Genomic DNA, 20,047 nt, shown 5'->3' with positions numbered 1-20,047 from the left:
CATCGTTGCACCGCATTCCAGGGTCCTGAGTGTTCAATTTCTGTACGCTTCCGCCGCCTTCCCGCGTACGCCCGCGTTCCATTCGTACGGAAGCCCGTCACCTGTGAGCTCGAACCTTCCCACCGCCTGCTGCTTGTAGACAACGGGATTATGAACCGCGAGCGTGCGCGCGTTGCGCCAGTGCCGGTCGAGGCCGAGCGATTCCGAAGAAATAGAGGCTCCGCCGACGTCGAAAAGGTCGGTGATGGCACCCAAGACGAGTGGAATCAACGCGACCTGCGCTTCCGCCGCAGTAAGTTCCGCCTTGTCGAGCAGCTCGGGATCCGCCGCGGTCTCCGGTGTTTCGAGCACCGCGTCGAGCGCATCGGCCACAGAAAGCACGGTCGCGCGGGCGGCGAATGCCGCCGAGTAGGCGCGCCCGAGAACCGCCTGCACGAGCGGGTCCTCGCGAGGCAGATCGGCGGGCGCATGGCTATAGGTCCGCGTTCGTCCCGCCACCCAACCGCGCACGTCGTCGGCAGCACGTCTGAGGATCCCGGCGAGCGCGGCGAGATGAAACAGCTGCAGGTAGGCCGAGCTCGCGTTGCGACCTTCGGTCCCGTAACCGCCCGGCGTCACGTCTTCAGCGGCAACGGACACATTCTCGTAGACCGAGGTTCCCGAACCCGTGAGCCTCTGGCCGAAACCATCCCAATCGTCGAATTGGGTGAGCCCCGGCGCGTCAGTGTCCACGGTCGCATAGACGCGCTCGCCGTCAAGGTCTGCGGCGACAGCGATCGCGTCGGCGTACAGGCTGCCGGTGCTGTAATACTTCGTGCCGTTGAGCAGGAAGCGATCGCCGTCCCGGCGGAGTGTGGTTTCGTAGCGGTTGACCGAGCCGGCCCCCTTCTCGGAGATAGCGTTGCCGATGATCTCCCCCGCGGCGACGCGCTCGAGCCCGCGAGTGTCGCCGGAAAGGATGTAGCCCTCGGCAACGAAGAAGTGGGCACGCAGCGCCTGGGTGACGTTGGAGCCCGCGGCCGACAGGTCGATGAGCAGGTCGAAGAGTTGGCGCACCGAGGCGCCCGCCCCACCATGGGCCTGGGGCAATCGGACGGCGCCGAACTTCTCGGCCTTGAGCGCGGCGATCTCGGCGTGGGCGAGCTCCCGGTCACGGTCACGGCTCGTCGCCCCTTTCGCGATGTGCGCGAAGATCGGCTGGAACCTCTCGGAGAGACCCGCGGCTACGTGTGTCGAAGGCGCGGTGTCGGTGGTCGGTGTGTCGAGTTCCGAAGTGGTCATGGAAGGCTTCCTTTTCTGTTGGACCCCGTGGAGACGAGGTAGCCCGCGCCCGAGTCGGCGTGGGAACTGGGACGTGCGGCGTCATCTGAGCGTGAATGGGTGCCGGTGTGTATTCGGCGGTGGTGTTGATCGGCCGGGTGGGTGGACGACACCCTGTCGCCCCCACCAAAAAGCTTGTGCCGCAACGTTCCGTATTCGTACGCGGTGGGATATCGTCCGCGCCGCTGGAGGACGGGAACGACGTGCGTGATGACATCGGCGAACGTGCCGGGGGTGACGGCGTACGCGAGGTTGAACCCGTCCACCCCTGTCTCGTCGACCCAACTTTCGAGCTGGTCGGCGATGGATTCGCCCGACCCGACGAGGACGGGGCCGAGGCCGCCGATTCCGCCCCATTCGGCGAGGTCTCGGACGGTCCATTCTCGGTCGTCTCCGGCAGCCCGACGGAAGGCCTCGGCGGCCGATTGCACCGCGTTGGACTCGATGTGACCTATCGGCTCGTCCAGCTCGTAGCCGGAGAAATCGGTGCCCATCCAGCCGGACATGAGGGCAAGCGCCCCTTCGCTACTCACGTATTCGCGGAAGTCCGCGGCCTTCGCTTGAGCTGCTTTGTCGGTGCCGTCCGTGATGATCGTGAGAAGCGCGTATACGAGAACGTCGTCGCGTTCACGCCCTGCGCTCTCAAGTGAGGCGCGGAGCCGAGCGACGGAGGCCGCGAGTTTCTCCTTGGTCGGCGCCGCGACGAAGACGGCCTCTGCGTGGGTCGCTGCAAATTCCGTTCCCCTGGGTGAGGCGCCTGCCTGGTAGATGACGGGGGTGCGCTGCGGAGAGGGCGCGCTCACGTGTATTCCGGGAACCGTGAACTGGGCGCCTTGGTGCTCGATGGGATGCACCTTGTCCGGATTGACGTAGATACCCGATTCCCGATCGGCGACCACGGCCTCGTCCTCCCACGACCCTTCCCACAGCTTGTATAGAACGTTGAGATATTCTTCGGCGTTGTCGTAACGCCGGTCGTGGTCGAAGGCGTCCGACTGTCCGAGGTTTTCAGCGGCCGACGGTAGATATCCGGTAACGACGTTCCAACCGACGCGTCCTCGGGTGAGGTGGTCGAGGGTGGATATTCTGCGGGCAAATGGGAACGGATGCTCGAAACCGGTGCCGGTGGTCAGTCCGAAGCCCAGATGCTCTGTCACCGTCGCCATCGCCGATACCAACGGGACCGGGTCGCCCACGGGGGTTTGCGCCCCGGTTCTCAGCGCCGCTGCCGCACTACTTCCGTAGAGGTCGTAGACCCCGAGGACATCGGCGAGGAAAATCCCGTCGAACAATCCCTTCTCCAACAGCTTGGCAAGCTCGGTCCAGTAGTCGAGGTCCGTGTACCGTGCCGAGTGGTCGTCCGGGTGCCTCCAGAGTCCGGGCGATTGGTGTACGACGCAGTTCATGTCGAATGCGTTGAACCGGATCCGTGCACTCATGCGGACACCGTTGCCCCGCGCTCTTCGAAGGTGCGGACGAACCTGTCGACGTCTTCCTCGCCGCGCAGCCCGAGCACCGGCCCTGGCACGCTGAGCAGGTCGAACAGCGCAGTCGCCGCAGCGGGGTTCTCGGCGGCGCGACCGAAGAACGACCCCACGACCTCCGCGTACTTCGGGTCTCCCAGGAAGAGCGAGGTCGCCTCGACCGAGGGCTTGCCGTGGCCCTCCCAGTGGGCGTCGAACAGCCGCGTGAACAGCTCTTCGTCCCATTCGCCCGTCTCCTCGCGTAGGGCGTCGGCCAGCGCGGCAACCTGGATCGCGCCGAGTTGCGCGCCCTGTCCGGCGATCGGGTCGACGGCGATCGCGGTGTCGCCGATGGCTACGAGGAGGCCGCCGGAGTCGGTGCGTGCGACGGGTTTCCGCACAGTCGGGGTCACTGCGCCCTTGAGCCACGAGTGCTCGTCGGAATCGATCACGTCGAGTGCATCGATCTGCGGCGCTACGTCGGGGAAGAGCCGGTGGTGCTGCGCGCGGAAGATGTCGAGCGCGGATGCCGCGTCGTGAGCCCCGCGGTAGGCCTTCTCGGTCTCGGACCCGAATCGCGCGAACCCGAGGAGGACCCACGACGGGCCCGCATCCTTGTGCAGGTATGGACCGACGAACACCTCGCCGTCCTCGGGGTCGATCGATAGCAGCGCGCTGCGATCGTTCTCGGTGCGCCCTGGGAAACGCACATCGCTCCCGTCGGCGGTGCGGACGGTCACCGTGAGCAGGTAACGCTGCGGTTCGGTGTAGGGGCTGCGCTCCGAGTCGACGGGGAACCGCTCGGCCAGCCCGCCCTTGCCGGTCGCGACGAGCGTGACGTCGTGCTCGCCGGCAATCGAGTCGAGCTCCGCGTCATCCACGCGGCGGTGGGCGAACCTGCCGCCCTCATCGAGGAACAGCGCGATGCGATCGTCGGCGCGCAACCGAACGTCGACCGACTGCGCCTCGTAGTCGTACGGGGCATCGAAGGTCGGCCCACCGTTCACGGTGACGGCGCTGGTCGCGAATGCCGCGTCTGCGCCGTATCGGTCTCCCTCGATTCGGGCATCGTGTTCGCGGGAGTCGCCGAAGAGGATCGCCGTACCCGTGGCCGGCACCTCGTCACGGAGCTCCTCGCGCGTTCGCTCGCTGTACAGAGTGACGTCGAAGCCCGCTCGCTTCAGGGCGAGCGCGGCACTCGCGCCGACGATTCCCGCGCCCACGACGGCGATGGGCCGCGGCGCCCTCGTTCCGTTATTTGCGGGCGTTTCCGATGGACCTTGTGTGCTGCTGTGTTGTGTCATGCCACGGGACTCTAGGAAGCACCACCGGCCGTGCCCATCATTGAAATCGGCGGCGGAGAAACCGTTGCACGCCCCGCCTTCGGGCTGCTACAGGACGCGAACCCGACCGATATCGTGTCCCCGCACGCGAATACATTCGAAAATCGGCGGCACGCAAAGGACAGTGGTTCTCCCAGCTCCGTCGCGATTCTTTCTGCCGTCGTGGACTTTTCGGACGGACTCATTTGGATCTCATTGTTTTATTGGTCCATTTTTATCGAACAGTGCACCTATGCTCGTAGGTTATGGATATCCACATTCGGCCAGTGGCGCGCGCCTCGGCCACCTCCGGCCCGATGCCCGGGAGGCGATGATGATCGACTTCATCGGCTCGCGGTGGGCAGACATCGCATTCCGCGCCTACCAGCACGCGAGCCTCGTCATCCAGGCCGTCCTCATCGCGACCATCATCGCCCTGGCCATCGCGGTCCTCGTCACCAGCTATCAGCGACTGGCACCGGTCGCCAACGGGATCTCGGCTGTCGGGCTCACCATCCCCTCGTTCGCATTGCTCGGCATGCTCATCCCGCTGGTCGGCATCGGCACGCTTCCCGCGATCATCGTGGTGATCTTTTACGCGGTCCTGCCAATCCTGCGAAATGCGGTCGTCGGCCTCCAGAGCGTGGACAAATCCCTCATCGAATCCGCTCGCGGAATGGGGATGAGCCCCGCAGCGGTCTTCTTCCGCGTGCGGCTGCGCATCGCGTGGCCGGTCATCATGACCGGCGTACGCATTTCCACGCAGATGTCGATGGGCGTCGCCGCTATCGCGGCGTACGTTCTCGGCCCGGGCCTCGGCTCGTACATCTACACGGGTCTGTCGCAGATCGGCGGCCTCAACGCACTCAACTTCGCCCTTGTGGGCACCATCGGCGTCGTTGTCGTCGCACTCATCGTAGACGCGCTGCTGGTTCTCGTTTCCCGCTTGACCACCTCGAAGGGACTCCGCGCATGAGCAACAGTCAAGAGGCAGCAGGCTCGACCACCGGCGTCGATATCCAGCTGCGCAGCATCGAAAAGCGCTATCCGGGGCAGGCGAGGCCCGCCGTGCAGGAGCTTTCTCTGACGATTCCCGCGGGCGAGATGGTGATGTTCGTCGGCCCCTCCGGCTGTGGCAAGACAACCTCGCTGAAGATGATCAACCGTCTGATCGAACCGACCTCCGGGTCCATCACGATCGGCGGGGAGGACATCACCCGCAGCAACCCGACCGAGCTCCGCCGTCAGATCGGGTATGTGATCCAGGGCGGCGGGCTGCTGCCGCATATGACCGTCAAGCAGAACATCGGAATTGTGCCCGGACTACTCGGCTGGTCGAAGAAGAAGATCGCCGACCGCACCGATGAGCTGCTCGACATGGTCGGTCTCGACCCGTCGGTCTACCGAGACCGCTTTCCCCGGGAACTGTCCGGCGGACAGCAGCAGCGCGTCGGCGTCGCGCGCGGACTCGCCGCCGATCCGCCGGTCATCCTCATGGACGAGCCGTTCGGCGCGGTCGACCCGATCACGCGTACCCGACTCCAGGACGAACTCATGTCAATCCAATCGGAGCTGCGCAAAACCATCGTCATCGTCACCCACGACATCGACGAGGCCGTCAAACTCGGGGACCGCATCCTCGTCCTCGCCGAGGGCGCCGAGATCGCCCAGTACGACACCCCCGAGGTCATCCTCGGCGCGCCCGCGAACGACTACGTCGCGGACTTCGTCGGCGCGGGCTCGAAGCTCAAGCAGCTCACGCTCATGCGCGTCAGCGATGCCGAGCTCCACCAGCCGTCGATCTGTCGCGTCGGAGACAAAGTCTCCGAGGTCATCGAGCGCGTAAGCGCCGAGGGGAACGAGTCGGTGATGATCCTCGACGACCGCGACCGCCCTCGTGAATTCCTGTTCTTGCGCACCCTGCGCAAATGGGACACGGTGCCCGCGATCGACCCGGAGAATGCGCCGATCGTCGACCATCGCGCCACCCTCAACGATGCGATGGACCAGATGCTCGAGTCCTCCCACGCTGCGGTGTCGGTAACCAGGCGCGGCAAGTTCATCGGGAACGTCTACTTCGATTCGGTGACCGCCCTTCTGCGCCAGTCCCAGGACAACGCGACGGCGTCCACCGAGGAGGAGGGCCAATCATGAGCAGCCCGGCTCCCGACACGGACTCCGTCGCCGCCACCGGCGAATTGGCGGCTCTCCCGAAAAAGAAGCGCCTACGGATCAGCGCCGAGGACCGCGGCCTACTTTCCGGCATCCCGGGACTCGTCGTCGTCATCCTCGCGGCGTGGTCCATCTGGCGGATAACCGCCGATCTGGATGATGTCGAGTCTCGGCAGCTCGCGTGGAGCAATGTCCTCCACCTCACGTGGCAACATGTCGTCCTCGTGGTGGTCTCGGCGCTCATCGTCATGGCGCTCGCCGTGCCCATCGGCGTGCTCCTCACGCGCCGGTCGACCTCGTTTTTGTCACCGATTTTCATGGGGATCGCCAACGCCGGGCAGGCTGCGCCCGTCATCGGCGTCGTCGTGCTTCTCGCGATCTGGCTCGGGTTCGGCACCCCGGTCGCCGTCCTCGCGCTGGTCATCTACGCGTTTCTGCCGGTCCTGTCGAATACGATCACGGGCCTACGCAGCATCGACCCGTCGCTGAAGGAATCGGCGCGCGGGATGGGCATGTCTTCCTCGCAGGTCCTCTTCCGTGTCGAGCTGCCGCTCGCGGTCCCGGTCATCATGACCGGCGCGCGCACGGCGCTCGTCCTCCTCGTCGGCGCGGGTGCCTTTGCCACCTTCATCGACGCGGGCGGGCTCGGCACGCTCATCAACACGGGAATCACGCTGTACCGCTTCTCGATCCTCACCTCGGGCGCCATCCTCGTCGCCGTCCTCGCGCTCATCATCGAGTGGGTCGGCCGCATCATGGAGCTCGTCTTCAAGCCGAAGGGGCTCTGAAAATCATGGCCTTGGGCATCTCTCACACTGCCGCCTCACGTCCTATTCATGACGCCGGACGCCGAATCCGCAGGACCCTCGCGGCCATCGTGTCCCTTTTCCTTGCGGGAGCCCTGACCGCCTGCGGCCTCGGTACGGCCGGCGGTTACACGCCGAGCGGCACGCTCGCGGGCCCCATCGCGGACGTCGATCTGAGCGGCGCCTCGATCTCCGCCGGTTCGAAGAACTTCACCGAACAGATCATCCTCGGGAAAATGGCCGTGTCCCTGTTCGAGTCGGCAGGAGCGCAGGTCCAGGACCTCACCAATGCGCCAGGCTCGAATACCTCTCGCGAGGCGATGGTCTCGGGCGATATCACCTTCGCCTGGGAGTACACCGGCACGGCCTGGGTGTCCTACATGGCTCAGGACAATCCGATCCCGGACGAGCGCGAACAGTACGAGGCGGTGCGCGACAAGGATCTAGCGGAGAACGACCTCGTCTGGTTGCCGCCCGCCCCGATGAACAACACCTATGGCTTCGCTCTGACACGGGCGAACGCCGAGCGACTCGGCATTTCCAAGTTGTCGGAGTTGGCGTCGGTGCCGGAGAACGAGCAGTCCTTCTGCGTGGAATCGGAGTTCGCCTCTCGAAACGATGGCTTCCAGCCGATGCTCGAGACCTACGACATCCCCGCTCCCCCGGCCGACCGGGTATCGACCCTCGACACCGGTACCGTCTACGCGGCAACCGCCGGTGGTACGTGCACGTTCGGCGAGGTGTTCACCACGGACGGACGCATTCTCGCGCTCGACCTCGTCGTGCTCGAGGATGATCGCCAGTTCTTCCCCAAGTACAACCTGTCCGGCGTCGTGAACGGCGAGCTCATCGACGAGTACCCGCAGATAGCCGACCTACTCGGACCGGTGAGCGAGAAGCTCACCAACGATGTTCTGCTGCGGCTCAATGCGAAGGTCGATGTCGACGGCGAGGATCCGGCGGACGTGGCCTTCGAGTGGCTCAAGGAAGAAGGCTTCATCGAGGGGTAGTCCGCGACCCGTGATCGCGCGTTAGGCTGGGCGCATGCATTCGTTCTCCGATGTTCCCCAGTCCGCCGGCGCCCTCGAAGACGGCGTCGTTCTTCTCGACGTCCGTTCTGGCGACGAGTGGTCGGACGGCCACGTTGACGGCGCGGTTCACATCCCCCTAAACGAGCTGCCCGAGCGCGTCGCCGATATCCCCGAGGGCGACCTGTGGATCCATTGCGAGGTGGGCGGCCGAGCCACGCAGGCCGCCCAGTACCTTGCCGCGCAGGGTATCGAATCGCGCGTCCTCGGCGAGAACATGCTCGGAGCGCAGGGCGCCGGATTCAACGTCGTTCGCGGTTCCTAAACCACTCGCGGGCCGCTAGAGCCAGGTGTACGGCCCCGACGAGGTGATGAAGTTCTCCAGCTCCTCCATCTCGGGGGTCGGATCGACGACATCCTCCTCGAGACGCAGGTACGCGCCGCGGTAGAACAGCAGCGGCCGGTCTGTCCGGTCCGTGGGGCCGAGGTCGCTCACCCGCCCGTAGACGACCCAGTGGTCACCGCCGTCGAGAACCTGGTCTACTCGGCAGTCGAACCACGCCATCACACCGTCTATCACCGGGGAGCCGAGCGGGCTCGGCGTCCAGTCGATCTGGGCGAATTTGTCCTCTCCGCGCCGGCCGAAAGTCGAGCAGACATCCTGCTGTTCCTCCGCGAGGATGTTGACCGCAAACCGGCCCGCTGCCTGGATTCCCTTCCAGGAACCCGACGTCTTCATCACGCAGAAGAGCACGAGCGGCGGGTCGATGGACAGCGCGCAGAAGCTCTGGCACGCAAACCCGACGGGCACGTCATCATGCACCGCGGTGATCACCGTGATTCCCGTACAGAACTGCCCGAGGGCATCGCGTAGTTCGCGGCCGCTGAACCGCTGCTGGGCCTCTGCCACTTCGTTATCCGCCATGATCGCGCCTCCTTGGGGTTTTCTACTTGAATCCGATGGAGAAGTCGTGGCCCCACAGCGACACCGCCGTGGACTCGCGGGCGACCCAGTCGTCGTCCTCCACCTGTAGTCCCTCACAGCCGAATTCGCAGTCGAACCCGCCCGGGGTCTTCATGTAGAAGCTCATCATCAGGTCGTTGACATGCCGGCCGATCGTCGCCGACATCTTCACCTTGCGCCGCGTGGCCCGGTCGAGCGCGAGCCCGACATCGTCCGACTCAGCCACTTCGACCATGAGATGGATGATCCCCGTGGGATTCGGGAACGGCGTGAACGCCAGCGAGTGGTGCCGCGGGTTGCAGCCGAGGAAGCGCAGCCACGCGGGCTCGCCATCGGCGGGCCGCCCGACGATCTCCGGCGGAAGCGACATCGAATCGCGCAGTGAGAACCCGAGTACGTCCCGGTAGAACTCGAGCGCAGCGACCTCGTCAGGTGTAGAGAGCACGATGTGCCCGGCGCCCTGATTCCCGGTCACGAAGCGGTGCCCATAGGGGAGCTCGAGACGGCGCGAGAAGAACTTCATCGTGTGGTAGATCTCCAGCTGGAATCCCGCCGGATCGGTGCACAGGATCATCCCGTGCACCATGCGCTCGCGCTTGAGCTCCTCGGGCGCCTCGCGCCATTCCACGCCCGCGGCGTCGAGCCGCGACCTCACATCATCCAGCTCGCCTTCGTTCGCGCATTCCCAGCCGACCGCGCCGAGCACATCGGTCTCGCCCTTTTCGATGATCCAGCGGAACGGGTAGTCGTCCATCCGCAGAAACAGCGTGTCCGGATCCTCGCTCTTGCCCAGCGCCATCCCCAGCACCTTGGTCGCGTAGGTCGCCCACGCCTCCATGTCGGTGCCGTAGATGTGCACGTAGCCGAGATTCTTGATGGCCATCGGTTCCCTTCCGTCCCTTGACCGCCCCGAGCATGACGTCGGAGATGCGCGGTCCCCTGGGGAGATGCCTCCTCCGACGTCATACTTCTGGTGGTTACACCATCGAGTCGGTGACCTTCTCGCCGAACTCATTCTGCCCATACGAGATGAACGCCTTGGTCGCCTCGTTCGCCGCGTGCACGCGACCCGCGTTGGCGTCGCGCCAGAAGCGCTGGATCGGCGAGGTGTCCTGCAGCGCGCGGGCGCCCGAGTTTTGGAACAGCAGGCCGATCGCGTCGATCGAACGCTGCGTCGCACGCACTTGGTCGCGGCGGGCGCGGGTGCGAAGGTCCATGTCCGGAGTCCCGCCGCCCTCGATGAGCGCCTGCTCCTCCCGGACGTTGCGCATCAGCTGCAGCCAGGCGGCGTCGATATCGCCGGCCGCCTCCGCGAGGCGAACCTTCGCGAACGGATCGTCTTTGACCTTCGTGCCGAAGGCGGCACGAACACGGTCGCGCTGATGCTCCCGGTGCACGTCATAGCAGCCGAACGCCATACCCACGATCGGGGTGGAAATCGTTGTGGGATGCACAGTGCCCCAAGGCATCTTGTAGATCGGGTTGTCGTTTCGCTCCAGCCCCGGGGACGTGCCCTTGCCCATGTCGCCGAAGGACAACACGCGGTGGGAGGGAATGAGCGCGTCGGAGACCACGATGTCGTTGGAGCCGGTGCCCTTGAGGCCGGCGACGTGCCAGACGTCGTCGATCTCGTACTGGTCGCCCGCGACGAGGAACGTGCAGAAGTCGATCATCTTATCGTTCTCGTCGAGCACCGGCCCGCCGACGAATACCCATGTGGCGTGCTGGCAGCCCGAGGACCAGGACCAACGGCCATTGAGCACGAGCCCTTTATCCGTCTTCTTGGCCGCGCCCATCGGGGCGTACGAGGAGGAGATCCTCACGTTCGGGTCCTCACCCCACACGTCCTCCTGCGCCTGCTGCGGAAACAGCGCGAGGTGCCAATTGTGGATGCCGACGATGGACGCGCACCAACCGGTGGAAGGGCAGGCAGAGGCGATATTGCGGGCCGCCGTGTAGAAGACCTCCATATCGGCCTCGTAACCACCCCACTGCTTCGGCTGCACGAGCTTGAAAAAGCCGGCCTCCTCCAGCTCCTCGATGTTCTTCGGGTGCACCTTGCGCAGGTCTTCCGTCTCCTGCGCGCGTTCGCGGAACCCATCGAGCAGGGCATCGATCCGGTCGAGCACCTCGTGGCTGACGCCGGACGAGCTGGACTCCAACAGTGTGGCCATGGCTTTTGCACCTTTCCGTTCCGCCGGGAACGTCGCCCCCGGCGGGGCAATTGACGGTAAGTATCGAGCAATCGGATAGCCGGGGCAGATTCATGCTGTCCACATTGTGGCTTCGTTGCTACGATGTCTAGAGTAGAACACGTTCTAGTTTTTCACTACTCGTTTCCCGGAGAAAAAACCCATTAATACCGAGAAACGTGCCATTATTCAGATATCTAGCTCGTGTTGTGAGCGTGCGGACATTTCTATAACCTGTTCTCATTCCGCCGCTTCTCGCTCTAGGAGGATCGCGATGACTGCACCGACGAAACCAGCCGACCCCGGCTCCACTTCGGGAAGCGGCGGTGTCCGCGAGATCGATACCGGGATGACCCGCACGCGGTATGCGCGCGGATGGCACTGCATCGGCCTTGCGGAAGACTTCCGCGATGGCGAACCGCATGGGGTGGAGGCGTTCGGCACCAAGCTCGTCGTCTGGTCGGACCAGGCCGGCGAGCTCCATGTGCTCGACGGATACTGCCGCCACCTCGGCGGCGATCTCACCCAAGGCTCGGTCAAGGACGGCAACATCGCCTGCCCGTTCCACGACTGGCGCTGGGGCGGAGACGGCAAGTGCAAGGGCATCCCGTACGCCAAGCGCGTCCCACTGCGTGCGCGCACCAAGTCGTGGCTGTCCATGGAACGCAACGGGCAGCTCTTCGTGTGGCACGACCACCAGGGCACGAAGCCCACGGAAGAGGAGACCGCCGCGATTCCCGTCCTCGACGAGGTCGACAGCGACGAGTGGACCGAGTGGGTCTGGAACACGATCTACATCGACAACGCCCCGGCGGCCGAGATCGTCGACAACGTCGTCGACATGGCCCACTTCTTCTACATCCACTACGCGTTCCCGACGTACTTCAAGAACATCTTCGAAGGCCTCACCGCGACCCAGTACCTCAACACCCGCAACCGGCCGGATAAGGATCCCACCGGCGGAAAGTACGGCGAGACCCTATTGGAGTCCGTCGCCGCGTACTACGGCCCGAGCTATATGATCAACCCGCTGACGAACTCCTACGGCGGGTTCAAGACCGAGTCGATCCTCATCAACTGTCACTACCCCGTGACACAGAATTCCTTCGTGCTCATGTACGGACTCATGGTCAAGAAGCCCGAAGGCCTCGACGACGACATGTCGATGAAGATGGCGAAGAAGGTCGCCGAATTCTTCGGAGAGGGCTTCCTCCAGGATGTGCGCATCTGGCAGAACAAGACCGGTATCGCCAATCCGCTCCTGTGTGAGGAGGATGGCCCGGTGTACCAGCTTCGCCGCTGGTACGACCAGTTCTATGTCGACCGCGAGGACGTCACCGAGGAGATGACCCAGCGCTTCGAATTCGAGGTCGACACCTCCGCCGCCAACGAGTACTGGGAGGCCGAGGTCGCCGAGAACCTGCGCATACAGGAAGAGGCGACGGACTCCGAAACCGCGACGAAGGCATGAGTTCCCCCGATACCGATGGACAGCGGGCGTTTGGGCTCACTCCGGACGAAGCCGCCCAGGCGATCGAGGACGCTTTCGGTGGCCATGGCGAACATGGCCGCGACGTCCCACCCAACCGTCGGCGCCTGGGCGAAACCGATAATCGCCGCGCCCCGACGTTCGACGACGACCCGGAACACCGGGCTCGCCTCGACGCGGATACCGAGGCCGATCGCGATACCTACACGCGTGTCGGTTACCAGCCAGTAGAGTGCCGGTATTGTCATGCCGAGGTGAGCGTTCGCAAGAACAGCGAAAAACACACCTCGGTCCAATGGCCGGCCGCAGCGGTGTCGACGTGCCCGATGCGGGATCGCTGGTCGGAGGAGAAGGACGCCACCTGCCCGCGGATGCGCCAATCCATCAGGCACGCGTACGCCGAGGGCATACTCACCTTGTCTTCCGGAGTCGATCCGGAAGACGAAGAACACATGGTGAACCCCCTCTACTCGGGTAGCGAAGACAACAACTGAAAGGAACCTCCTTCAGCATGAGCGAGACTCCCACGCCGCAGCTCGGCTCTTTCGTCCGCGAGCTCACGGTGGCCGACGTCATTGCCGAGACCCCGGACGCCACGTCGATCGTCTTCGACATCCCCGAAGGCGACGAAAAGGAATTTCGCTACAAGGCAGGACAATTTCTCACGCTCCGTGTGCCATCGGAGCGCACGGGATCGGTGGCTCGCTGTTATTCGCTCTCGAGCGCGCCCGACGAGGATTCCCAACTCAAGGTCACGGTCAAGCGCACGCGCGACGGTTACGGCTCGAACTGGCTGTGCGACAACGTCGAGCCGGGAATAAAGATCCACGTGCTGGCCCCATCGGGCATCTTCACCGTCGACAACTTCGACCAGGACCTCATCCTGCTCGCCGGCGGTTCGGGGATCACGCCGGTGATGTCGATCCTGCGCACCGCCCTTAAGCGCGGCACGGGGCATATCGTCCTGCTGTACGCGAACCGCGACGAGCAGTCGGTGATCTTCGCCGAACAACTACGCCAGCTCCAGGAAGCCAACCCCGATCGCCTCTCGGTAATCCATTGGCTCGAATCGCTCTCGGGCTTGGCCACGCCGGAGATGATCGGCAACATCCTCCAGCCCGTGGCGGCGAAGCGGCACACCTACATGTGCGGCCCGGGCCCGTTCATGGAATCGGCCCGGGCGGGACTGCGCCGTTCGGGCGCAGACATGCACCTCATCCACCAAGAGGTGTTTTCCTCCATCGAGGGCGACCCCTTCGCCGAAGTCGTCATAGCCGAACCCGTCGAGGGGGACGACGAGCCCGCGACCGCGATCGTCGAACTGGACGACGAAGTCCACGAGGTCTCGTGGCCCCGCAACACTCCGCTCCTCGACGTACTCCTCTCGCAGGGGATCCAGGCGCCGTTCTCGTGCCGCAAGGGCGAATGTTCCGCGTGCGCATGCATTCTCAAATCCGGCGAAGCGGAGATGATGCACAACGGAATCCTCGAGCCCGAGGAAGTCGAGGACGGCTTCGTCCTCGGCTGCCAGTTACTGCCCAAGAGCGACAAGGTGGAGATCACCTACAACGAGTAGCGCCGCCTCAACCGGCGTAGAGCTCGTCTGCGTGGGCTGCGAACCACTTCTCGATGTAGGACATATCGATGTCCTCCGCCCTGCTGCGGAGCTCGTACATCTGGGCGCCGTCGACCGCCTCGCGAAGAATATCGGCATGCCCCGAATGGCGATGGAGCTCCTCGAGCACGTGGTGGAACGTCCACCGCACGTTGAAGCTCTCCATATCCTCCGGGAACCACGGCGCATCAGGGACGGCGACCTCGGCATCGATATCGGCTGAGGCGAAGGCCCGCAGCCCGGCCGCCGTGTATTCGTCGAACCTACGCAGTAGGTCCGCCGCGGTCTCCCCTTCACCGATCGCGGTGGCGGCATCCGCCTCGCGCATCGCGCCGGCCGCCGTCATACCTGCAAAGGGATCGACGGGACCGGATGCGGCGCGCTTGCCCCAACCGTCCACGACCTCCCCCATGTGGAGCAGGAGCCAGCCGAGCGTGAGCTCCGAGCTTGCGATGGGCTTGGCCCGGAGCTGGTCGATGTCGAGTTCGAAGAAGACGTCGCGGGCATTCTGGATGGAGTGCTCGAGTTGCGCGAGAAGCGCATCCTTCTCTGTGGACATGGTGGGTGCGAAGAGTGGCATTGCCTCGTTCCTTTCGTCAGTGGTGTGTGCGGTACGTGATCAACGTTCCACCCCATAGCGGACAGATTCGGTCCTGTATCTCGTCTAGGCTCTGGACATGACCGATTCAGTCGCCACCACGGAGCGGCTCCTCGCCCTCCTCGACATGCTCGGCCGCCGCACGATGTGGACGGGCGCGGAGCTTGGACGCGAGCTCGGCATCACCGAACGCACGGTCCGGCGTGACGTCGAGCGTCTGCGCTCGCTCGGCTACAGCATCGAATCCGCCCAGGGCGCCGGTGGCGGCTACCGCCTCGGCATCGGCCGCAGGCTCCCCCCGCTCCTGCTCAATGACGGCGAGGCGGTGCAACTTGCCGTGGCGTTGCGGACCGCGGTGAGCACCTCCCCTGAGTCGCCCGGTGGCGCGGCCGAGCGGTCCGACGATGCCCTCAGTGCGCTCGCAAAGCTCGAGCAGCACATGCCGTCGCGGCTACGGGAACAGGTCGCGGGAATCGTACGCGGCTCGGTGGCCCTCGAGGGCGCCGGGCGAGCGCCGGACGCCGATGTGTTGTTGGGCTTCTCGCGGGCGATCAGGGATACGCTGCTGATGAGCTTCGCCTACGTCAACGGGCAGGGGGTTGCCAGCGCCCGGCGCGCCGAGCCCTATCGCCTGGTGGCCTCGATGGGACGCTGGTACGTGCAGTGTTTCGACCTCGACCGAGAGGGGTGGCGCTCGTTCCGCGCCGACCGGATCACCGACGTGCAGGCGAGCAGCCGCAGGTTCACCCCGCGCCGGGACGTGCCCGCCCCGCGCGAGGCGATCGGCGCGGCCCGCCCGGCGATGACGTGGCCGGTGGCGGTCAGCCTGCGCATCGCCGCCGCCCCGGAGGAGGTGCAACGGTTCGCAGGTAGCCCCTACACCGAGGTCGAGCCGGATCCGGACCGAGCGGGCCACGCGTTGTTTCGCACATCCGGGAGCGATGTCGAGACCATCGCCTTCCACGTGGCGAGTTTCCCGTGGGATTTCGAGGTGCTCTCCCCGCCCGAACTGCGCCCCGCTCTCGCCGCGGTAGCGAAGCGTCTGGCCGCGAGCGCGGAACGAAACCGGCCTTAGTGCAATAGAATCAGACGCCGTGTGGTGGCGGGCGATGGAGAAGCGCGGGCGGGTGCCGGTTCCCGGCGTGCTCCTCGCGCTGCTCACGCTCGCCTGCCTCGCCCTCTCCGCGCTGATCGCTCTCTCACCGCTCGGTTCCGGCTCCCACCGCGGCGACTCCTCCGTCGACCTCGAAAGGACTTCGAGCGGCGACGAGCTGATCGACGCCGCGCTCTCGGCCACCGATTGCCGCACCGGCGGTCCGCTCAACGTCCTCGGCCCCACCGTGCTCACGCCCTCCTTCTGCACCCCTGAGTTCAAGATCCCTCGGCCGGAGCGACTTCGCGCCCCCGAGCGTTCGATCGTCGTGGTACGGGTTCCCGGGCACACCTTCGGAACGAAGAATTCCGGCGATCCGGTCCCGGGGCTTTCGCTGATCAAGATGCTCATGGCCGACTGGGTGCTGAGTAATCGCGATCCGGACTCGGACGAGATCGCCCGGCTCAGGCGAATGATCGTCGATTCCAACGACGAATCGGCCGACAAGATCTGGGAGAAGTACGGCGAGAAGATGATCACCGAGCAGGTGCGAAAGTACCACCTGCAGGATACGAAGCCTGAAGATCACCGCTGGGGATACACGAAATCGAGCCTTCCCGACCTCGCGTTGTTCGTCTCGACGCTGCGCGCCGAGAACCCGGGATCTCCCGTGCTGTGGTGGATGCGCTCTCCTGCCCGCAAGGCCGCCGACGGCACCGTGCAGGACTGGGGCACCGGCACGCTGCCCGGGGTCAACGGCTCCAAGTACGGCTGGGACAACGACGGCTCCGTCGTCGCGAGTCTGTCCTACGGGCCGGGATTCGTCGTCGCCTCGTTCACGATCGGAGACGCGAAGGACCAGACCGAGGACGTCCACGAGGCAATGGCGCGCGTCCCGTATTTCCAGCGGCAATACGCGCGAAGGACGCACGAGGACATCATCACCGTCGAGGCGCTCGCACCGGGAGAATGATTTCGTCGGCGAAATTTCCTCACGCGCCGCGGCCATTTGGGGGACAGTGTCTATAGGCACGTTGCAGGCGCGACGCGCGGATACTCACGTGATACGGCCAAGCCGAAGGGACTCGTTGATGGAGCTTTCCCTCAACCAAGACCAGCTCGATTTTCGCGACCTAGCGCGCGAATTCCTCGACAAGGAAGTCGTTCCGCACCGGAGGGAATGGGACCGCGCGGAGCGTGTGGACCTCGCCGTCATCCCGAAGATGGCGGAAATCGGATTCTTCGGCCTCACGATTCCCGAGGAGTACGGAGGCTTCGGCGGCGACTACATCTCCTATTGCATCGGCATGGAGGAACTCGGCCGCGCGGACTCGGCGATCCGGGGCATCGTATCGGTGTCGACGGGGCTGGTCGGCAAGTCGATTCTGTCCCACGGAACCGAACAACAGAAACACGAGTGGCTCCCCCGGATCAGCTCGGGCGAGGTGCTCGGCTGCTTCGGGCTGACCGAGCCCGGGAACGGTTCCGACCCGGCTCACCTCCGTACGCGCGCCGCACGCGACGGCGACGACTACGTCATCAATGGCTCGAAGATCTTCATCACCAACGGCACATGGGCGCACCTATGCCTCGTGTTCGCCCGTACCGGCGGCGAGGGCCACAGGGGCATCTCCGCATTCCTGGTCCCGACCGATACGCCGGGGTTCGAAGCGACCGAGATCCACGGCAAGCTCGGCCTGCGCGGCCAAGCGACCGCGGAGCTGAGCTTCTCTGATATGCGCGTTCCGGCCTCCGCGATGCTCGGGGAAGAGGGCCAGGGGTTCTCCATCGCGCTGGGATCGCTCGACAAGGGTCGCGTGTCGGTAGCCGCCGGTTGCGTCGGCATCGCCATGGGCTGCCTCTCCGAATCGGTCCGATATTCCACCGAACGCGAGCAGTTCGGCCGGCAGATCGCCTCCTACCAGATGATCCAGGAAATGATCGCCCGGATGTCCGTCGACGTCGACGCCGGCCGCCTGCTCACCTACCGCGCCGCGCATCTCATCGAAGCCGGAGAGAATTTCGGCGTCGCCGCGTCCAAGGCGAAATACTTCGCTTCCGAGGCGGCCGTACGCGCCGCCAGCGATGCAATCCAGATCTTTGGCGGCTACGGATACATCGACGACTACCCGGTCTCCAAATACCTCCGCGATGCGCGCGTGATGACTCTCTACGAGGGCACGAGCCAGATCCAGAAACTTCTCATCGGGCGCGCGGAGACCGGCGTCAACGCCTTTACCTAGCGGTCGCCCCTGCGCCGCCCGACCGCCACTTCCACATGGAGAACGTAGTGACACTTCCCGACACATCCACCCTCGACGTCGACGTCTCCGAGCGCATCGCCGTCGTCACCATCAATCGCCCCGAGGTGCGCAATTCGCTCTCGCGCCAGGTCCTCGACGACCTGAACGCCGTGCTCGCCCGCGCAGAACAGGACGACGCGATCGGGGCGCTCGTGTTCACCGGCGCGGGCGATAAGGCTTTCGCGGCCGGCGCCGACATCACGCAACTGCAGAACTACACCCCGGCCTCCGCCCTCGAGTCGTACATGCAGCGCACGTACGACGCGATCGAACGGTTCGGCAAGCCCACTATCGCCGCCGTCAACGGTTACGCCCTCGGCGGCGGCTGCGAGCTCGCCATGTCCTGCGATATCCGCATCGCCTCCACTCGCGCGAAGTTCGGCCTGCCCGAACCGACCCTCGGAGTGCTGCCCGGAGCCGGCGGCACCCAGCGCCTCGGCCGTCTCGTGGGCGTCGGGCGCGCCATCGAGATGATCCTCACCGGCCGTTTCGCGGACGCCGACGAGGCTCTGCGCATCGGTCTCGTCACCTCGGTCGTCGAACCGGAAGAGCTCCTCGCCGCGGCACGCTCCACCGCGAGCACGATCTTGTCCAAGGGGCCACTCGCCGTGCGCCTCGCCAAGCTCGTCGTGCGCACCGGCCTCGACGCCGATCAGGGCACCGGCCTGGTTGTCGAGCGTCTCGCCCAAGCACTCCTCTACGGAAGTAGCGACAAGGCCGAGGGCACCGAGGCCTTCCTCGACAAGCGCACGCCGGAATTCAAGGGGGAATGATGTCCGACCAACGCAGCATCGACTCGGTTCTCGTCGTCGGCGCGGGCGCCATGGGGTCCCAGATCGCCATGGTCTGCGCGCTTTCCGGATATGACGTCGTACTCAATGATATTTCCGGTGAGGCCCTGGACCGCGCGGTGGCGTCGCTGCGCAGCCGCATGCAGCGCAAGATCGACAAGGGCACGGCCTCGCCCGCCGAGATCGATTCCGCATTCGCGCGCCTCCGTACCACCGATGTTCTGGAGGAGGAATCGTGCGAGGTCGACCTCGTCATCGAGGCGGCGATCGAGAAACTCGACGTCAAGCGCGAGTTGTTCGCCACCCTTGAGCGCCTGGCCCCCGCCGACGCGATCCTCGCCTCGAATTCTTCGAGCTTCGTCCCCTCTGCAATCGCCGCCCGGCTCGACGCACGGGACCGCTTCTGCAATATCCACTTCTTCAACCCGGCGCTTGTCATGCGCTGCGTCGAGGTGATCCGAGGGCCGGAAACCTCCGACGACACGATGGCGGCGGCCATCGATTTCGTGCGCAGAATAGGCAAGGAGCCGGTGCAGCTCGACAAGGAGATCACGGGCTTCGTCGCCAACCGCATACTCGATGCGGTCCGCACCGAAGCGGTGGCACTGTACGAGGGCGGGTACGCATCGTTCGAAGACATCGACCTCGCTTGCCGTACCGCGCTCGGCTATCCGATGGGGCCGTTCGAACTCATGGATCTCACCGGGATCGACATCGGCTACTATTCCCGCTCGCAGCGCTTCGCTGACAGCGGCGACCCCGCCGATGCGCCTGCACGCAGCGTCGCCGCGCTCGTGGAGCGCGGCGACCTGGGCCGTAAAACCGGCAGGGGCTGGTACGTCTACGACGAATCGGGGACGAAGGCCGGCCCGAACCCCGACGCCTAGGCTC

Annotated in this window: 20 protein-coding genes; 13 read left to right on the top strand and 7 right to left on the bottom strand. The window is 65.1% G+C overall.

Going from position 1 to position 20,047, the window contains the following annotated elements:
- Window positions 1-33: 33 nt before the first annotated feature.
- The 3 genes from BJL86_RS03510 to BJL86_RS03500 are packed head-to-tail and all read right to left on the bottom strand — an operon-like array spanning window position 34 to window position 4,087.
- Window positions 34-1,281 (bottom strand): acyl-CoA dehydrogenase family protein, encoded by a 1,248-nt coding sequence (locus tag BJL86_RS03510; protein ID WP_067474577.1) that lies wholly within the window; start codon window positions 1,279-1,281, stop codon window positions 34-36.
- Window positions 1,278-2,759 (bottom strand): LLM class flavin-dependent oxidoreductase, encoded by a 1,482-nt coding sequence (locus BJL86_RS03505; RefSeq protein WP_067474574.1) that lies wholly within the window; start codon window positions 2,757-2,759, stop codon window positions 1,278-1,280. Before BJL86_RS03505 ends, BJL86_RS03510 begins: the two co-directional genes overlap by 4 nt.
- Window positions 2,756-4,087 (bottom strand): FAD-dependent oxidoreductase, encoded by a 1,332-nt coding sequence (locus BJL86_RS03500; protein ID WP_067474572.1) that lies wholly within the window; start codon window positions 4,085-4,087, stop codon window positions 2,756-2,758. The genes BJL86_RS03505 and BJL86_RS03500 overlap by 4 nt, the downstream gene beginning before the upstream one ends.
- Before the next feature lie 352 nt (window positions 4,088-4,439).
- Here BJL86_RS03500 and BJL86_RS03495 point away from each other — a divergent pair, with 352 nt between their 5' ends.
- Genes BJL86_RS03495 through BJL86_RS03475 form a run of 5 tightly spaced genes read left to right on the top strand, consistent with a single transcriptional unit; the run spans window position 4,440 to window position 8,436 of the window.
- Window positions 4,440-5,081 carry an ABC transporter permease gene (locus BJL86_RS03495; protein WP_067474604.1) on the top strand — a complete coding sequence of 214 codons (642 nt, stop codon included), beginning with the start codon at window positions 4,440-4,442 and terminating at the stop codon, window positions 5,079-5,081.
- Window positions 5,078-6,259, top strand: a complete 1,182-nt coding sequence (locus BJL86_RS03490; RefSeq protein ID WP_067474569.1) for an ABC transporter ATP-binding protein — start codon at window positions 5,078-5,080, stop codon at window positions 6,257-6,259. The genes BJL86_RS03495 and BJL86_RS03490 overlap by 4 nt, the downstream gene beginning before the upstream one ends.
- The gene (locus BJL86_RS03485; RefSeq protein ID WP_082908504.1) at window positions 6,256-7,065 is read left to right on the top strand and encodes an ABC transporter permease; all 810 of its coding nucleotides are present in this window, start codon (window positions 6,256-6,258) and stop codon (window positions 7,063-7,065) included. Before BJL86_RS03490 ends, BJL86_RS03485 begins: the two co-directional genes overlap by 4 nt.
- A 5-nt stretch (window positions 7,066-7,070) precedes the next feature.
- Window positions 7,071-8,093: a glycine betaine ABC transporter substrate-binding protein gene (locus tag BJL86_RS03480; protein ID WP_082908503.1), complete on the top strand. Its 1,023-nt coding sequence runs from the start codon at window positions 7,071-7,073 to the stop codon at window positions 8,091-8,093.
- Window positions 8,094-8,127: 34 nt separating this feature from the next.
- Complete coding sequence (locus BJL86_RS03475; protein ID WP_067474566.1) at window positions 8,128-8,436, top strand: rhodanese-like domain-containing protein; 309 nt, start codon at window positions 8,128-8,130, stop codon at window positions 8,434-8,436.
- A gap of 15 nt (window positions 8,437-8,451) precedes the next feature.
- Here the strand turns inward: BJL86_RS03475 and hsaB are convergent, their stop codons facing one another.
- The 3 genes from hsaB to hsaA all read right to left on the bottom strand — a co-directional run bounded on the left by hsaB (window position 8,452) and on the right by hsaA (window position 11,249).
- Window positions 8,452-9,036: a 3-hydroxy-9,10-secoandrosta-1,3,5(10)-triene-9,17-dione monooxygenase reductase subunit gene (gene hsaB / locus BJL86_RS03470; protein ID WP_067474563.1), complete on the bottom strand. Its 585-nt coding sequence runs from the start codon at window positions 9,034-9,036 to the stop codon at window positions 8,452-8,454.
- A 22-nt stretch (window positions 9,037-9,058) separates the two neighbouring features.
- The gene (gene hsaC / locus BJL86_RS03465) at window positions 9,059-9,958 is read right to left on the bottom strand and encodes an iron-dependent extradiol dioxygenase HsaC (protein ID WP_067474560.1); all 900 of its coding nucleotides are present in this window, start codon (window positions 9,956-9,958) and stop codon (window positions 9,059-9,061) included.
- Window positions 9,959-10,052: 94 nt separating this feature from the next.
- The gene (gene hsaA / locus BJL86_RS03460; RefSeq protein WP_067474557.1) at window positions 10,053-11,249 is read right to left on the bottom strand and encodes a 3-hydroxy-9,10-secoandrosta-1,3,5(10)-triene-9,17-dione monooxygenase oxygenase subunit; all 1,197 of its coding nucleotides are present in this window, start codon (window positions 11,247-11,249) and stop codon (window positions 10,053-10,055) included.
- 292 nt (window positions 11,250-11,541) lie between these two features.
- Between hsaA and BJL86_RS03455 the strand changes: the two genes are divergently transcribed.
- From BJL86_RS03455 to BJL86_RS03445, 3 genes are read left to right on the top strand one after another with little or no spacing between them, the layout of a single operon-like run.
- The gene (locus tag BJL86_RS03455; RefSeq protein ID WP_067474555.1) at window positions 11,542-12,738 is read left to right on the top strand and encodes a Rieske 2Fe-2S domain-containing protein; all 1,197 of its coding nucleotides are present in this window, start codon (window positions 11,542-11,544) and stop codon (window positions 12,736-12,738) included.
- Window positions 12,735-13,250 carry a hypothetical protein gene (locus tag BJL86_RS03450; protein WP_231887202.1) on the top strand — a complete coding sequence of 172 codons (516 nt, stop codon included), beginning with the start codon at window positions 12,735-12,737 and terminating at the stop codon, window positions 13,248-13,250. Before BJL86_RS03455 ends, BJL86_RS03450 begins: the two co-directional genes overlap by 4 nt.
- Before the next feature lie 17 nt (window positions 13,251-13,267).
- Window positions 13,268-14,332: a ferredoxin--NADP reductase gene (locus BJL86_RS03445; protein WP_067474552.1), complete on the top strand. Its 1,065-nt coding sequence runs from the start codon at window positions 13,268-13,270 to the stop codon at window positions 14,330-14,332.
- A gap of 7 nt (window positions 14,333-14,339) precedes the next feature.
- On the opposite strand, the gene BJL86_RS03440 is transcribed toward BJL86_RS03445, so the two are convergent.
- Window positions 14,340-14,951, bottom strand: a complete 612-nt coding sequence (locus BJL86_RS03440; RefSeq protein ID WP_067474549.1) for a mycothiol transferase — start codon at window positions 14,949-14,951, stop codon at window positions 14,340-14,342.
- 97 nt (window positions 14,952-15,048) lie between these two features.
- Between BJL86_RS03440 and BJL86_RS03435 the strand changes: the two genes are divergently transcribed.
- The 5 genes from BJL86_RS03435 (at window position 15,049) to BJL86_RS03415 (ending at window position 20,043) form a co-directional block, all read left to right on the top strand.
- Window positions 15,049-16,044: a helix-turn-helix transcriptional regulator gene (locus BJL86_RS03435; protein ID WP_067474546.1), complete on the top strand. Its 996-nt coding sequence runs from the start codon at window positions 15,049-15,051 to the stop codon at window positions 16,042-16,044.
- 19 nt (window positions 16,045-16,063) lie between these two features.
- The gene (locus BJL86_RS03430; RefSeq protein WP_067474543.1) at window positions 16,064-17,035 is read left to right on the top strand and encodes a hypothetical protein; all 972 of its coding nucleotides are present in this window, start codon (window positions 16,064-16,066) and stop codon (window positions 17,033-17,035) included.
- A 118-nt stretch (window positions 17,036-17,153) separates the two neighbouring features.
- Entirely contained in the window at window positions 17,154-18,305 is a 1,152-nt protein-coding gene (locus tag BJL86_RS03425) for an acyl-CoA dehydrogenase family protein (protein WP_067474541.1), read from the top strand.
- Window positions 18,306-18,352: 47 nt separating this feature from the next.
- The gene (locus BJL86_RS03420; protein ID WP_231887201.1) at window positions 18,353-19,138 is read left to right on the top strand and encodes an enoyl-CoA hydratase/isomerase family protein; all 786 of its coding nucleotides are present in this window, start codon (window positions 18,353-18,355) and stop codon (window positions 19,136-19,138) included.
- Window positions 19,138-20,043 carry a 3-hydroxyacyl-CoA dehydrogenase family protein gene (locus BJL86_RS03415; RefSeq protein ID WP_067474593.1) on the top strand — a complete coding sequence of 302 codons (906 nt, stop codon included), beginning with the start codon at window positions 19,138-19,140 and terminating at the stop codon, window positions 20,041-20,043. The genes BJL86_RS03420 and BJL86_RS03415 overlap by 1 nt, the downstream gene beginning before the upstream one ends.
- The last annotated feature ends 4 nt before the right edge of the window (window positions 20,044-20,047 follow it).

Origin of the sequence: Dietzia timorensis (assembly GCF_001659785.1) — a bacterium.
GTDB lineage: Bacteria > Actinomycetota > Actinomycetes > Mycobacteriales > Mycobacteriaceae > Dietzia > Dietzia timorensis.
This window is presented reverse-complemented; position numbering and strand designations above follow the sequence as displayed.